This is a genomic window from Pantoea sp. Ap-967 (genome assembly GCF_011752565.1).
In the GTDB taxonomy this organism is placed as follows: Bacteria; Pseudomonadota; Gammaproteobacteria; order Pseudomonadales; family Pseudomonadaceae; genus Aquipseudomonas.
Window position 1 is genome coordinate 55,130 of sequence record NZ_VWXK01000014.1, and the last position, 15,014, is coordinate 70,143.

The 15,014-nt window shown below is 64.2% G+C and carries 9 protein-coding genes; 7 read left to right on the forward strand and 2 right to left on the reverse strand.

The window, feature by feature from the left end; translation table 11 throughout:
* Positions 1–83 precede the first annotated feature (83 nt).
* Entirely contained in the window at positions 84–2,087 is a 2,004-nt protein-coding gene (locus F3J45_RS16305; protein ID WP_167064567.1) for a BCCT family transporter, read from the reverse strand.
* Between the two features lie 477 nt (positions 2,088–2,564).
* Between F3J45_RS16305 and betI the strand changes: the two genes are divergently transcribed.
* The 7 genes from betI to trxC all read left to right on the forward strand — a co-directional run bounded on the left by betI (position 2,565) and on the right by trxC (position 13,947).
* A complete protein-coding gene (betI, locus tag F3J45_RS16310; protein WP_167064570.1) occupies positions 2,565–3,221 on the forward strand; it encodes a transcriptional regulator BetI in 657 nt (218 codons plus the stop codon).
* A gap of 38 nt (positions 3,222–3,259) precedes the next feature.
* Positions 3,260–4,732 (forward strand): betaine-aldehyde dehydrogenase, encoded by a 1,473-nt coding sequence (gene betB, locus F3J45_RS16315; protein ID WP_167064573.1) that lies wholly within the window; start codon positions 3,260–3,262, stop codon positions 4,730–4,732.
* Between the two features lie 78 nt (positions 4,733–4,810).
* Entirely contained in the window at positions 4,811–6,508 is a 1,698-nt protein-coding gene (gene betA, locus F3J45_RS16320) for a choline dehydrogenase (protein ID WP_167064576.1), read from the forward strand.
* Between the two features lie 260 nt (positions 6,509–6,768).
* Positions 6,769–8,511, forward strand: coding sequence for a potassium/proton antiporter (locus tag F3J45_RS16325; RefSeq protein ID WP_167064579.1), 1,743 nt, complete (start codon positions 6,769–6,771; stop codon positions 8,509–8,511).
* Between the two features lie 34 nt (positions 8,512–8,545).
* Positions 8,546–11,854, forward strand: coding sequence for a mechanosensitive channel MscK (mscK, locus tag F3J45_RS16330; protein WP_167064581.1), 3,309 nt, complete (start codon positions 8,546–8,548; stop codon positions 11,852–11,854).
* A 181-nt stretch (positions 11,855–12,035) separates the two neighbouring features.
* Positions 12,036–13,496, forward strand: coding sequence for a protein adenylyltransferase SelO (gene selO, locus F3J45_RS16335; RefSeq protein ID WP_167064584.1), 1,461 nt, complete (start codon positions 12,036–12,038; stop codon positions 13,494–13,496).
* Positions 13,497–13,512: 16 nt separating this feature from the next.
* Positions 13,513–13,947 (forward strand): thioredoxin TrxC, encoded by a 435-nt coding sequence (gene trxC / locus F3J45_RS16340; protein ID WP_167064587.1) that lies wholly within the window; start codon positions 13,513–13,515, stop codon positions 13,945–13,947.
* Between the two features lie 252 nt (positions 13,948–14,199).
* Here the strand turns inward: trxC and F3J45_RS16345 are convergent, their stop codons facing one another.
* Complete coding sequence (locus tag F3J45_RS16345; protein WP_167064590.1) at positions 14,200–14,973, reverse strand: ParA family protein; 774 nt, start codon at positions 14,971–14,973, stop codon at positions 14,200–14,202.
* Between the last annotated feature and the right edge of the window lie 41 nt (positions 14,974–15,014).

The window sequence follows — 15,014 nt, forward strand, 5'->3', positions numbered from 1 at the left end:
ACCTTGACGGAGAATGTTCCGCCAAGGTCGCCCAGCCAAGTGCCTGCAGGGGGCTAGATAGTTATGCCTGGCCCCCCGAGGGCTTAGCTGTAGACCCGGCCCAGCAGCTGCCGGTGGCTTTCGAACTGGTCCAGCACATCGCGCACGATCTGCTCAGGCGCAAAGCCCATCAGGTCGTACTCCTGGCTGCCATCGTGCAGGTACACTTCGGCACGGTAGAAGCGCTGGCGCTCCTGGGGTTCGCCCTCGACCGGCGCCTCGCTCGGCGCGGCCAGGTAGCCGTCCAGGCTCACTTCGTAAACGAACGGGTTACCCTCGTCCATCATCACCCGCAGGCCCATCATGTTGCGCGACTGGCCAACCCGCGACTCCACCTCGAAGCCCAGTGCCTGCAGTTGTGCGACAGCGTCCTTGAGCGCAGGGCTGACCTGCTTGTCCATGAAGCGCTGCACCACGGCCTGGGTCGGCTGCAGTTCCAGCTGGGTCAGGCGCTCGCTGAAGCCGCGGCGGCCACGGGCGGCCAGTTCGGCACGTTCCTGCTCCACCGCCACGTCCTGCTTCATGGCCTTGTACAGGCCGAACATGAACAGCACCAGCACCACCGAGAACGGCAGGCCCGCCAGTACCACCATGGTCTGCATGGCTTCGAAGTTACCGGCGAACAGCAGGCCGATGGTCACCAGGGTGATGATCACCGACCAGAACACCACCATCCAGTGCGGGGCGTCTTCGTCGACCTTGCCGCCTTTGCACGACAGGTTGGCCATCATCACCGCGCCGGAGTCGGCCGGGGTGAGGAACAGCACGAAGCCAACGAACACCGCCACGCCGATCACGATCTTCGCGGCTGGGAAGAACTCCAGCAGCTGGTAGATCGACATCGAGGGCTGTTCCAAGGCGGTCTTGCCCAACTCCACGGCGCCCTGGTTGATCACCAGGTCCAGCGCGGTGTTGCCGAAGATCGACAGCCAGGCCAGGGTGAAGCCCAGCGGAATCAGCAGCACGCCGCTGACCAACTGGCGCACGGTGCGGCCCTTGGAGATACGGGCAATGAACATACCGACGAACGGGCCCCAGGAAATCCACCAGGCCCAGTAGAACACGGTCCACAGGCCCAACCAGCGCTCGGATTTGCCGGCCTCGCCTTCGTACACGTAGAGGTCGAAGGTTTTCAGCACGATGCCGTTGAGGTAGTCACCCACGTTCTGCACCAAGCCGTTGAGCAGGTGCAGGGTGTTGCCGCCCAGCAGCACGAAGATCAGCAGGCCGCTGAACAGCATGATGTTCAGGTTGGACAGGCGGCGAATGCCGTTCTCCACGCCCGATACCGCGGCCACGGTGGCAACGCCGGCCATCACCAGAATCACCACCAGCAGGTTGGTCTTGCTGTGGTCCATGCCGAACAGGTATTCCAGGCCAGAGGCCACCTGCATCGAGCCGATGCCCAGGTTGGTCACCAGGCCCAGCAGGGTCACGAACATGCCGAAGATGTCCACGGCATTGCCCGCAGCACCCTTGACCCAGCGCTCACCCACCAGCGGGTACAGCGCCGAGCGCAGGGCCAGCGGCTGGTTGTGGCGGTAGGCAAAATAGCCCACGGCCAGGCCCACCAGGGCGTAGATCGCCCAACCATGCAGGCCCCAGTGCAGGAAGGTCAGCTGCAGGCCCTGGCGCGCGGCCTCAAGGCTGGCAGGGGTGCCCTCGGGTGGGTTGAAGTAGTGGTCCAGCGGCTCGGAGGCGCCGAAATACAGCAGCGAAATACCGATACCGGAGGAGAACAGCATGCCGGCCCAGGCGCCGTAGCTGAAATCTGGCTGGTCATCCTTGCCGCCAAGCTTGAGCTTGCCGTAGTCGGAGAAGGCCAGGTACACGACGAACAGCAGGTAACCGCAGATCACCAGCATGTAGTACCAGCCGAAGGTGCGCGTCAGCCACTTCTGGGCAACGCCCAGCACCTGGCCGGCAGTTTCGGGGACAGCGATCAGCAAGGCAGTCAGAACGAGGATCATCAGCGCGGAGGTGAAGAACACCACGCGGTTGACCCGTACCCTCTCGGCGGGGGGCTTGGTAAGTGAGGCAGAACTCATTGCACGAATGCTCCGGGCAGTACGGCTTGTGGAGGCTAATCAGTCTTTCCCGAGCAATTGGTGGAATATCCCCACTGCATCAGGTGTTATAAAAGCACCCTGGAAACCGTGATCCCGAATCGATACGTTGCAAAAAACAGACAGGTGGCCTGCTGCAAATGCCGTTACCTCATGCGAGGTGCGCGCATTCGCCACAGATCACCCCGCCCGCTCCAAGGGCCTGTCGCAGGGCCAGTGGCCGCACGGCAGAATCTGCATTTCGCATCGCTGATGCCCGTCAACGCCTTGTATTCCGGGGGTTACACGATTTCCTGGGGTGTCAATCCGTGCCTTCTCGACCGCCTGAAAAACTGTCAATGGCACAAATTGTCGCAGAGCTTATTCTTTATTGATTGAACGTTCAATCAAAACAAAATAGACTGGCCTTCGCCGAGTCAGCCGCCTGTCGTCTGCTCGCAGGCCTGAGGAGATAGCAAGATGCCCAAGGTCGGTATGCAACCCATCCGCCGCCAGCAGTTGATCGAAGCCACGTTGCAGGCGGTCGATCAGGTCGGACTGGGGGACGCCAGCATTGCGCTGATTGCCCGTTTGGCCGGTGTGTCGAACGGCATCATCAGTCACTACTTTCGGGACAAGAACGGCCTGATCGCAGCGACGATGGGTTACATCATGAACATGCTCAACGAAGGCGTTCGAGCACGTCGCCAGGCCCTGACGGACGACAGCCCGCGCGCTCACCTGAAAGTGATCATCGAGGGCAACTTCGATGCCAGCCAGGTGAACGGCCCGGCAATGAAAACCTGGTTGGCCTTCTGGGCTTCCAGCATGCACCAGCCCGATTTGCACAGGTTGCAGCGGATCAACGATCACCGCTTGTATTCAAACCTGTGCTGCCAGTTCCGCCGCGCCCTGCCGCTCTACCATGCGCGCAAGGCTGCCCGCGGCCTGGCGGCCCTGATCGACGGCCTGTGGCTGCGTGGTGCCCTGTCGGGTGATGCATTCGACACCGACCAGGCGATACGGATTGCTAACGAATACATGGATCTACAACTGGCTAAGCAGCACACCCTGGGCACAACCGACCAGGCTGCTGACCCAACGCGCACAGCCCACGCCAACCCGGCAGGAGCGTGACGCGCAAGCCAACCACACACTGCACTTGCGAGGACACTATGGCCCGTTTCGGAACGCAAAAACTCTACATTGATGGCGCTTACGTCGACGCTGGCAGCGATGCCACCTTCGAAGCCATCAACCCGGCTACCGGCGAAGTCCTCGCCCACGTGCAACGTGCCACCGAGGCTGACGTCGAGAAGGCCGTGCAAAGCGCCGAGCGCGGCCAGAAGGTCTGGGCAGCGATGACTGCCATGCAGCGTTCGCGCATCCTGCGCCGCGCCGTCGACATCCTGCGCGAGCGCAACGATGAGCTGGCCATGCTGGAAACCCTGGACACCGGCAAGTCGTACTCGGAAACCCGCTACGTCGACATCGTCACCGGCGCCGACGTGCTGGAATACTACGCAGGCCTGGTGCCGGCCATCGAAGGCGAGCAGATTCCACTGCGCGAATCGTCCTTCGTCTACACCCGCCGCGAGCCACTGGGCGTGACCGTGGGTATCGGTGCCTGGAACTACCCGATCCAGATCGCCCTGTGGAAGTCCGCCCCGGCCCTGGCCGCCGGCAACGCGATGATCTTCAAGCCGTCGGAAGTCACCTCGCTGACCACCCTGAAACTGGCCGAAATCTACACCGAAGCCGGCCTGCCCAATGGCGTGTTCAACGTACTGACCGGCAGCGGCCGCGAAGTCGGCTCCTGGCTGACCGAGCACCCGCGCATCGAGAAAGTGTCCTTCACCGGCGGCACCACCACCGGCAAGAAGGTCATGGCCAGCGCCTCGAGCTCGTCGCTCAAGGAAGTGACCATGGAACTGGGCGGCAAGTCGCCGCTGATCATCTGCGCCGACGCCGACCTGGACAAGGCCGCCGACATCGCCATGATGGCCAACTTCTACAGCTCGGGCCAGGTGTGCACCAACGGCACCCGCGTGTTCATCCCGGCTGAAATGAAGGCGGCCTTCGAGGCCAAGATCGCCGAGCGCGTTGCCCGCATCCGCGTTGGCAACCCGGAAGACGAGAACACCAACTTCGGCCCGCTGGTCAGCTTCCAGCACATGGAAAGCGTGCTCGGCTACATCGCCAAGGGCAAAGAAGAAGGTGCCCGCGTGCTGTGCGGCGGCGAGCGCCTGACCGACGGCGCCTTCGCCAACGGTGCGTTCGTGGCCCCGACCGTGTTCACCGACTGCCGCGACGACATGACCATCGTCAAGGAAGAAATCTTCGGCCCGGTGATGAGCATCCTCACCTATGAAACCGAAGAAGAAGTGATCCGCCGCGCCAACGACACCGACTACGGCCTGGCCGCCGGTGTCTGCACCAACGACATTTCCCGCGCCCACCGCATCATCCACCAGCTGGAAGCCGGTATCTGCTGGATCAACGCCTGGGGCGAATCGCCGGCGGAAATGCCGGTTGGTGGCTACAAGCAGTCGGGCGTGGGCCGTGAGAACGGCGTCAGCTCGCTGGCTCAATACACTCGCATCAAGTCGGTCCAGGTCGAGCTGGGCGGCTACAACTCGGTCTTCTAAGGCCTTGTCACGCCACGCCCGTGCCGCTGCGCACGGGCGTTCCCGCTCCCTGTTCACCGCCAACACGAGGGTACTTCCGTGTCCCAAGAATACGATTACATCATCGTCGGTGCCGGCTCTGCCGGTAACACCCTGGCCACCCGCCTGACCGAAGACGCCGGCGTCAGCGTACTGCTGCTCGAAGCCGGTGGCCCCGACTACCGCTTCGACTTCCGCACCCAGATGCCAGCCGCCCTGGCCTTCCCGCTGCAGGGCCGGCGCTACAACTGGGCCTACGAAACCGACCCAGAGCCGCACATGGACGGCCGCCGCATGGAATGTGGCCGCGGCAAGGGCCTGGGTGGCTCGTCGCTGATCAACGGCATGTGCTACATCCGCGGCAACGCCATGGACTTCGACGGCTGGGCAGAGCTGCCAGGCCTGGAAGACTGGACCTACCTGGACTGCCTGCCGTACTTCCGTAAAGCCGAAACCCGCGACATCGGCCCGAACGACTACCACGGCGGCGACGGCCCGGTCAGCGTGGCCACGCCCAAGGCGGGCAACAACCCGCTGTTCCACGCCATGGTCGAAGCCGGCGTGCAGGCCGGTTACCCACGCACCGAAGACCTCAACGGCTACCAGCAGGAAGGCTTCGGCCCGATGGACCGTTCGGTGACCAAGAACGGCCGCCGCTCCAGCACCGCCCGCGGTTACCTGGACCAAGCCAAGAAGCGCCCGAACCTGACCATCGTCACCCATGCCCTGAGCGACCGCGTGCTGTTCGACGGCAAGCGCGCCGTTGGCGTGACCTACCTGGTTGGCGACAGTGAAGAGCGCGTCGAAGCCCGTGCCCGCAAGGAAGTGATCGTCAGCTCCGGCGCCATCGCCTCGCCACAGCTGCTGCAGCGCTCCGGCGTTGGCCCACGTGCCCTGCTGGAAAGCCTCGACATCCCGGTAGTGCACGACCTGCCAGGCGTTGGCGAGAACCTGCAGGACCACCTTGAGCTGTACCTGCAGTACGCCTGCACCCAGCCGGTGTCGCTGTACCCGTCGCTGCTGTGGTGGAACCAGCCGGCCATTGGCGCCGAGTGGATGTTCAACGGCACCGGCATCGGCGCCAGCAACCAGTTCGAGGCCGGTGGCTTCATCCGCACCCGCCCTGAATTCGAGTGGCCGAACATCCAGTACCACTTCCTGCCGGTGGCCATCAATTACAACGGCTCCAACGGCGTGAAGGAACACGGCTTCCAGGCGCACATGGGCTCGATGCGTTCGCCAAGCCGCGGGCGTATCCAGGCCAAGTCGAAGAACCCGCGCCAGCACCCGAGCATTCTGTTCAACTACATGGCCACCGAGCAGGACTGGCAGGAATTCCGTGACGGCATCCGCCTGACCCGCGAAATCATGGCCCAGCCGGCGCTGGACCCGTACCGTGGCCGCGAGATCAGCCCGGGCGAGCACGTGCAAACCGACGAGGAACTGGACAAGTTCATCCGCGAGCACGCCGAAACCGCGTTCCACCCGTCCTGCTCGTGCAAGATGGGCACCGACGACATGGCGGTGGTCGATGGCGAAGGCCGCGTGCACGGCATGAAGGGCCTGCGTGTGGTGGATGCGTCGATCATGCCGATCATCATCACCGGCAACCTCAACGCCACCACGATCATGATCGCCGAGAAAATCTCGGACAAGATCCGTGGCCGCAAGCCATTGGCACGCAGCACGGCCAAGTACTACGTGGCCAACGGTGCACCGGTGAAGGGCAAGGCGATGCGTGAGGTGAAGCAGGCGTAAGCCTGACCTGGCCTTTTCGCGAGCTTCGCTCGCTCCTACCGGGCCTGCGTCAATCCCGTAGGAGCGAGCAAAGCTCGCGAACAGGCCCTCCCGCGCAGCACAAGAAAAGGCACCCACCGCGGTGCCTTTTTTTCATCTGCAGAAACGCTTTACATGCTGCCAATTCATCAGGTTAGAATCGATTGGCACGCGACTTGCCATGTCAAAAGCGAAAGCCAATTGGCCAAGTCCCTTTCCCGCGCCACCCGGAGTACCTGCCCTTGGATGCCAGCACCATCAACAGCCTGTTCCTGATCGGCGCATTGCTGGTGGGTGCAAGTATTCTGGTCAGCTCGCTGTCCTCGCGCCTGGGCATCCCGATCCTGGTCATCATCCTCGCCGTGGGCATGGTCGCCGGTGTCGATGGTGGCGGCATCATCTTCAACAACTACCCCACCGCCTACCTGGTGGGCAACCTGGCACTGGCGGTCATCCTGCTCGACGGCGGCCTGCGCACACGGGTGGCAAGTTTCCGCGTGGCCCTGTGGCCGGCCCTGTCGCTGGCCACGGTGGGGGTGATGATCACCACCGCGCTGACCGGCCTGGTGGCCGCCTGGCTGTTCAACCTGAGCCTGATCCAGGGCCTGCTGATCGGCGCCATCGTCGGCTCCACCGACGCAGCGGCCGTGTTCTCGCTGCTGGGCGGCAAGGGCCTGAACGAGCGGGTAACCGCCACCCTGGAAATCGAGTCGGGCAGCAACGACCCGATGGCCGTGTTCCTCACCGTCACCCTGATCGACATGATCGCCAGCGGCCAGACCGGCCTGCACTGGAGCCTGCTCACCCACCTGGTCCGCGAGTTCGGCATCGGCAGCCTGCTGGGCCTGGGTGGCGGCTGGCTGATGCTGCAACTGGTCAACCGCATCAACCTGGCCGGTGGCCTGTACCCGATCCTGGTGGTGGCCGGCGGCCTGGTGGTGTTCTCGCTGACCAACGCCCTGCACGGCAGCGGCTTCCTCGCCGTGTACCTGTGCGGCCTGGTGCTGGGCAACAAGCCGATCCGCAGCCGCCACGGCATCCTGCACATGCTCGACGGCATGGCCTGGCTGGCCCAGATCGGCATGTTCCTGGTGCTGGGGCTGCTGGTCACGCCCCACGACCTGCTGCCCATCGCCCTGCCGGCGCTGGGCCTGGCCCTGTGGATGATCCTGGTGGCACGGCCGCTGTCGGTGGTGGCCGCCTTGCTGCCGTTCAAGGCCTTCCATGGCCGCGAGAAGGGCTTCATTTCCTGGGTTGGCCTGCGCGGGGCGGTGCCGATCATCCTCGCGGTGTTCCCGCTGATGGCCGGGCTGCCCGACGCCCAGCTGTTCTTCAACCTGGCGTTCTTCATCGTGCTGGTGTCGCTGCTGGTGCAGGGCACCAGCCTGCCGTGGATGGCCAAGCTGCTGAAAGTGACCGTGCCGCCGGACCCGGCGCCGATTTCCCGCTCTGCGCTTGAGGTGCACATCACCAGCGAGTGGGAGCTGTTCGTCTACCGCCTGGGCGCGGAAAAGTGGTGCATCGGCGCCGCCCTGCGCGAACTGAAGATGCCCGAAGGCACGCGCATCGCCGCGCTGTTTCGCGGTGAGCAACTGCTGCACCCCTCCGGCAGTACCGTGCTGGAAGTGGGCGACATGCTCTGCGTGATCGGCCATGAACACAACCTGCCGGCCCTGGGCAAACTGTTCAGCCAGGCGCCGCAACGTGGCCTGGACCTGCGCTTCTTCGGCGACTTCGTGCTCGAAGGCGATGCCGAGCTGGGCGCGGTGGCAGCACTTTATGGCCTGAAACTCGATGGTCTGGACGCGAAAATGCCGCTGGCGCAGTTCATCCGACAAAAGGTCGGAGGCGCTCCAGTAGTAGGTGACCAGGTCGAATGGCATGGCACGATCTGGACCGTGGCGACCATGGACGGGAACAAGATCCAGAAAGTGGGCGTCAGATTCCCCGAAGGAACGCGACCCGGACCAGGATTGTTCCTCTAAACTGCGTTTTCGCCCGATCCTAAGTAGTCTGCCTATGTCCCTGCGCGTGCACCTTCGCGCAGCCCTGCTCGGGCTGTGCCTGTCCCTCTCTTTTGCCGCCACCGCGGCAGAAGCCCCGACCACCGCCAGCATCCAGAACAGCCTCGACAAGATCGCCGAGCGCAAGCTGCCCGAAGCCGACCAGAAGGCCCTGCAGCAGGTGCTTGAACAGACCTTGGCGCTGCTGGCCAGCAAGGATGACAGCGACAGCAAGCTGGCCGCGCTCAAGCAGCAACTGGCCAGCGCCCCCAAGGAAACCACCGACAGCCAGAAGGAACTGGCCAAGCTCAAGGACAGCAAGCCGCAACCGGTGGCCCAGCGCTATGCCAACCTCACCGTGCCGCAGCTGGAGCAATTGCTCAGCGAGCGCAACACCTTGCAGGGTGAGCTGCAGAAGGCGTTGTCCGAAGCCAACAGCCTGATCATCAATTCCCAGACCCGCCCCGAGCGCGCCCAGGCCGAGATCAGCAGCAACCAGACCCGCACCCAGCAGATCAACAACATCCTCAAGAGCGGCAAGGACGGCGGCAAGCCCGTCAACGCCGACCAGCGCAACCAGCTCAATGCCGAACTGGCCTCGCTCAATGCCCTGACCCTGCTGCGCCGCCAGGAACTGGCCGGCAACGGCCTGCTGCAGGACCTGGGCAATGCCCGCCACGACTTGCTGATCGAACGCGCCGCACGCCTGGAGCAGGAAATCCAGGACCTGCAGACGCTGATCAACGAAAAGCGCCTGGCCCAGTCCCAGCAAACCGTTACCCAGCAGTCGATCGAGGCGCAGAAAGCCGGCGGCAGCACCTTGCTGGCCAGCGAGAGCGCGGCCAACCTCAAGCTGTCGGACTACCTGCTCAAGAGCACCGACCGCCTCAACGAACTGACCCAGCAGAACCTGCGCACCAAGCAGCAGCTCGACAGCCTGACCCAGGCCGACCAGGCGCTGGACGAGCAGATCAGCGTGCTCAAGGGCAGCCTGCTGTTGTCCAAGATCCTCTACAAGCAGAAGCAGGCCCTGCCGCACTTGCGCGTGGACCGCGACCTGGCCGACCAGATCGCCGACATCCGCCTGTACCAGTTCGAGGTCAACCAACAGCGCGAGCAGATGAGCAACCCGGTGACCTATGTCGACAAGCTGCTGGCCAGCCAGCCGCAGGAAGACGTCACCCCGCCCCTGCGCAAGGCCCTGCTGGAAGTGGCGATCACCCGCAGCGACCTGTTGGAACGGCTTAACCGCGAGCTGTCGGCGCTGCTCAACGAATCGATCACCCTGCAGCTCAACCAGAAGCAATTGCTCGGCACCGCCCAAGGCCTGCGCACCACCCTCGACGAGCAGATGTTCTGGATTCCCAGCAACAAGCCACTGGACTGGGACTGGCTGCGCTACGTGCCGGAGCGCTTCGCCGACCAGGTCGCCAGCCTGCCCTGGGGCTCGGGCATTTCGGAACTGGCCGATGGCCTGATCCAGCGCCCGCTGCTGTTCCTGCCGCTGCTGCTGGTGATCGGCGGCCTGCTGTGGCGGCGCAAGTACCTGTACCAGCGCCTGGGCAAGGTACACCAGGACATCGGCCACTTCCGCCGCGACAGCCAGTGGCACACGCCCCAGGCGATCCTTATCAACATCCTCCTGGCAATGCCGGTGAGCCTGGGCCTGGCCCTGTGCAGCTACGCCCTGCAGATCGACGCCCGCGGGCAGAACGCCAACCTTGGCGCGGCCCTGTGGCAACTGGCCCAGGCCTGGCTGGTGTTCTACACCGCCTACCGCATCCTCGCCCCGGGCGGCGTGGCGGAAATTCACTTCCGCTGGCACAAGCCGCAGGTCGAATTCCTGCGCGGCTGGGTGCGCCGCCTGGGCACCGTGGTGCTGTTCCTGGTGGGCGTGGTGGCGGTGGCCGAGCACCAGCCTTCGGCGTTGGCCGACGACGTGCTCGGCATTGGCGTGGTGCTGGCCTGCTACGCACTGATGGCCTGGCTGCTCAGCCGCCTGCTGCTCAGCAGCCCGGCGCACCGCGACACTTCGCTGTTTCGCAAGGCAGTGGGGGTAGCCTTCACCGCCCTGCCCATCGCCCTGTTCGTGGCGGTGTGCTTCGGCTACTACTACACCGCGCTGAAACTCACCGACCGGCTGATCTACACCCTGTACCTGCTGATGTTCTGGCTGGTGATCGAGGCTGCGTTCGTTCGCGGCCTGTCGGTGGCGGCGCGGCGCCTGGCCTACCAGCGGGCGCTGAGCAAGCGTGCGGCGGCCAAGGAAGGGCTCGATGGCGAAGTGGTCACCGAAGAGCCGACCCTGGACATCGAGCAGGTCAACCAGCAGTCGCTGCGCCTGATCCGCCTGGCCCTGCTCGGCGGGTTCATCGCTGGCCTGTACTGGGTCTGGTCGGACCTGATCTCGGTATTCGCCTACCTCAACAACTTCACCCTGTACGAATACACCAGCGGCACCGGGGCTGCCGCCAGCATGGTGCCGATCAGCCTTGGCGACCTGCTTGGCGCGCTGGTGATCGTCGGCATCACCTTCGCCTTGGCCGGCAACTTGCCGGGCCTGCTGGAGGTGCTGGTGCTGTCGCGCCTGAACCTGGCCCAGGGCAGCGCCTACGCCACCACCACCCTGCTGTCGTACACCATCGTCGGGGTGGGCATCGTCAGCACCTTGTCCACCCTCGGGGTGAGCTGGGACAAACTGCAGTGGCTGGTGGCCGCGCTGTCGGTGGGCCTGGGCTTCGGCATGCAGGAGATCTTCGCCAACTTCATCTCCGGCATCATGATCCTGTTCGAGCGCCCGGTGCGCATCGGCGACACCATCACCATCGGCAACCTGTCGGGCACGGTGAGCAAGATCCGCATCCGCGCCACCACCATCACCGACTTCGACCGCAAGGACATCATCGTCCCCAACAAGACCTTCATCACCGGCCAACTGATCAACTGGTCGCTGACCGACACGGTTACCCGAGTGACGCTGAAGCTGGGCATCGACTACGGCTCGGACCTGGACCTGGTGCGCGAGCTGCTGCTCAAGGGCGCCCACGAGAACCCGCGGGTGCTCAAGGACCCGGAGCCGATCGTGTACTTCCTGAACTTTGGCGAAAGCTCGCTGGACCATGAGCTGCGCATGCACGTGCGCGACCTGGGCGACCGCAACCCGACCCTGGATGAGCTCAACCGCTACATCAACCGCGAGTTCAAGGCGCACAACATCAAGATTTCGGTGCGCCAGGTGGAGGTGTTCCTGATGGACACCAAGGCTGGCAAGCAGCAGTTGGTTGCGATGGAACAGCCGAAATCGGATGGCACTGCTTCGGCCTGAACGGGCTCGAATACTTTATTCTGTGCAGAATCATTGCGAGGGCTTCGCCCTCGTTCGCGGGGCAAGCCCGCTCCTACAGGGACCGTGCCTTTCCTGGCACCACCAATTCCTGTAGGAGCGGGCTTGCCCCGCGAAGGGCCGCTACGCGGCCCCTTGCCACCGATACCCAGGAGCCGGCCCCGTGAAAGCCCTCGACCAACTCACCTTCGACAACCGCTTCGCCCGCCTGGGCGATGCGTTCTCCACCCAGGTCCTGCCCGAGCCCATCGCCGACCCGCGCCTGGTGGTGGCGAGCGAGGCGGCCATGGCCCTGCTCGACCTCGACCCCGCCCAGGCCGAACAGCCACTGTTCGCCGAGCTGTTCAGCGGCCACAAGCTGTGGGAAGAAGCCGACCCACGGGCGATGGTGTACTCCGGCCATCAGTTCGGCTCCTACAACCCACGCCTGGGCGATGGCCGCGGCCTGCTGCTGGCCGAAGTGCTCAACGACCGGGGCGAACACTGGGACCTGCACCTCAAGGGCGCCGGCCAAACACCCTATTCGCGCATGGGCGATGGCCGCGCCGTGCTGCGCTCGTCGATCCGTGAATTCCTGGCCTCCGAGGCCCTGCATGCCCTGGGCATTCCCAGCAGCCGGGCCCTGTGCGTGGTCGGTTCAAGCACCCCGGTGTGGCGTGAAACCCGTGAAAGCGCCGCGATGCTCACCCGCCTGGCGCAGAGCCACGTGCGCTTTGGCCACTTCGAATACTTCTACTACACCCAGCAGCCCGAGCAGCAGCGGGTGTTGATCGACCATGTGCTGGACCAGCACTACCCCGAATGCCGCGACGCCGAACAGCCGTACCTGGCCATGTTCCGCACCATCGTCGAGCGCAACGCCGAGCTGATCGCCCGCTGGCAGGCCTACGGCTTCTGCCACGGCGTGATGAACACCGACAACATGTCGATCCTCGGCATCACCTTCGACTTCGGCCCGTTCGCCTTCCTCGACGACTTCGACGCCAACTTCATCTGCAACCATTCCGATGACCGTGGCCGCTACAGCTACGCCAACCAGGTGCCGATCGCCCATTGGAACCTCAGCGCCCTGGCCCAGGCCCTGACCACAGTCATCGAGGTGGAGCCGCTGAAGGAAGCGCTGGGCCTGTTCCTGCCGCTGTACCAGGCGCACTACCTCGACCTGATGCGCCGGCGCCTGGGCCTGACCACGGCACAAGACGAGGACATGGCGCTAGTCGAACAGCTGCTGCAGCGCATGCAGAGCGGTGGCGTGGACTACAACCTGTTCTTCCGCAAGCTTGGCGACAAGCCGGTTGCCGAGGCCCTGCAAAGCGTGCGCGACGACTTCGTCGACCTGGCCGGCTTCGATGCCTGGGCGGCGGATTACCAGGCCCGCTGCGAGCGTGAAGCCGGCAATGGCGAAGGCCGCCGCCAGCGGATGCATGCGGTGAACCCGCTGTATGTGCTGCGCAATTACCTGGCGCAGAAGGCCATCGAAGCGGCCGAGGCGGGGGATTACAGTGAAGTGCGGCGGCTGCACCAGGTGCTGAGCAAGCCGTTCGAGGAGCAGCCAGGGATGCAAGGCTATGCCGAGCGGCCGCCGGAGTGGGGCAAACACCTGGAAATCAGCTGTTCTTCATAATCATCAAGGAACCGACATGTCCGACCCACTGGTAATCCCCTGCCCCCACTGCAACGGCCTTAACCGTTTGCCTGCTGCCCGCCTGGGCGATGCGCCGAAATGCGGCCGCTGCAAACAGAGCGTGGTGTTGAGCACCCCGTTCGAACTCACCGAGGCCAGCTACCCCAGCCAGGTCAAGGGCGACTTGCCGCTGCTGGTCGATGTCTGGGCCGATTGGTGTGGCCCGTGCAAGTCCTTCGCCCCCACCTTCGAGCAGGCCGCCCGCCAGCTCAGCGGCCGCTGCCGCCTGGCCAAGCTCGACAGCGAAGCCAACCGCAACCTCGCAGGCCAACTCGGTATCCGCTCGATCCCCAGCTTGATCCTGTTCAAGAATGGTCGCGAAGTCAGCCGCCAGGCTGGGGCGTTTCCCCTGCAGTCGTTGCTGGAGTGGTTGCGTAGTCAGGGGGTTTAGGGGCGTACGCCTTGAGGGATTTGGCGCCTGCGAGATCGAGCGCCGCCCGCGCGGCGCTTCGCGAGCTGCGCTCGCTCCTACGTTTGTTTCGGGCCAGTTACGCCTGTGCCATCGCGCGCGAACGCCTTGTTCGTTCACCTCGGTATCGTGGCATGAACACCGGCCCGCAACAAACGTAGGAGCGAGCGCAGCTCGCGATGCGCCGCGCGGGCGGCGCTCGATCTCACAGGCGCTGAAGCTGCCGAGCCAAACTCACCCATTCTCCTCAAGCAACGAATGCAACTCGACAAACTGCTGAGTCAGCTTGTGCCGCGGCTCCAAGTGAATCAGCGGCAAGCTGGCATGGTGCGATTCACGCATCTTCACCGAGCTCCCCAGGTACACCGGCAGCACCGGCAGGCCCTCCGCCAGCAACTCATCGAGCATCTGCTGCGGCAGGCTGGCGCGGGACTGGAACTGGTTGACCACGATGCCCTCGACCTGCAGGTCTTCATTGTGGTCGTCCTTCAACTCCTCGATTTCCGCCAGCAAACCGTACAGCGCCTGGCGCGAGAAGCTGTCGCAGTCGAAGGGGATCAGCACGCGGTCGGCAGCGATCAGCGCGGAAACGGCATAGAAGTTCAGGGCCGGCGGCGTGTCGATGTAGATCCGGTCGTAGTCCTCGTCCAACTCGTCCAGCAGCTTTCGCAGCTTGTTGATCTTGTGCTTGGCCTCAAGCTTGGGCTGCAGGTCAGCCAGCTCCGAGGTGGCAGTAACCACGTGCAGGTTGTCGAACGGGGTTTCGTAGATATCCACCTTGTTCTTCTTGCTGAACGGGCCGGTGGACAGGCTCTGCTTGAAGAAATCGGCGATGCCCATGGGGATGTCGTCGCCGGTCAGGCCCGTCAGGTACTGAGTCGAGTTGGCCTGGGCATCCAGGTCGATCAGCAGGGTCCGGTAGCCTTCGTTGGCGCTGACTGCCGCCAGGTTGCAAGCGATGCTCGACTTGCCCACGCCACCTTTCTGATTGAACACCACGCGCCGCATGATTGACCTCCGTGTATCAACGAATGCCCGAGTATGTGGCG

Coding starts and splice junctions, on each gene's coding strand:
- betI (WP_167064570.1), top strand. CDS start 2,565: ATGCCCAAGGTCGGTATGCAACCCATCCGCCGCCAGCAGTTGATCGAA.
- F3J45_RS16345 (WP_167064590.1), bottom strand. CDS start 14,973: ATGCGGCGCGTGGTGTTCAATCAGAAAGGTGGCGTGGGCAAGTCGAGC.
- betB (WP_167064573.1), top strand. CDS start 3,260: ATGGCCCGTTTCGGAACGCAAAAACTCTACATTGATGGCGCTTACGTC.
- trxC (WP_167064587.1), top strand. CDS start 13,513: ATGTCCGACCCACTGGTAATCCCCTGCCCCCACTGCAACGGCCTTAAC.
- F3J45_RS16305 (WP_167064567.1), bottom strand. CDS start 2,087: ATGAGTTCTGCCTCACTTACCAAGCCCCCCGCCGAGAGGGTACGGGTC.
- mscK (WP_167064581.1), top strand. CDS start 8,546: ATGTCCCTGCGCGTGCACCTTCGCGCAGCCCTGCTCGGGCTGTGCCTG.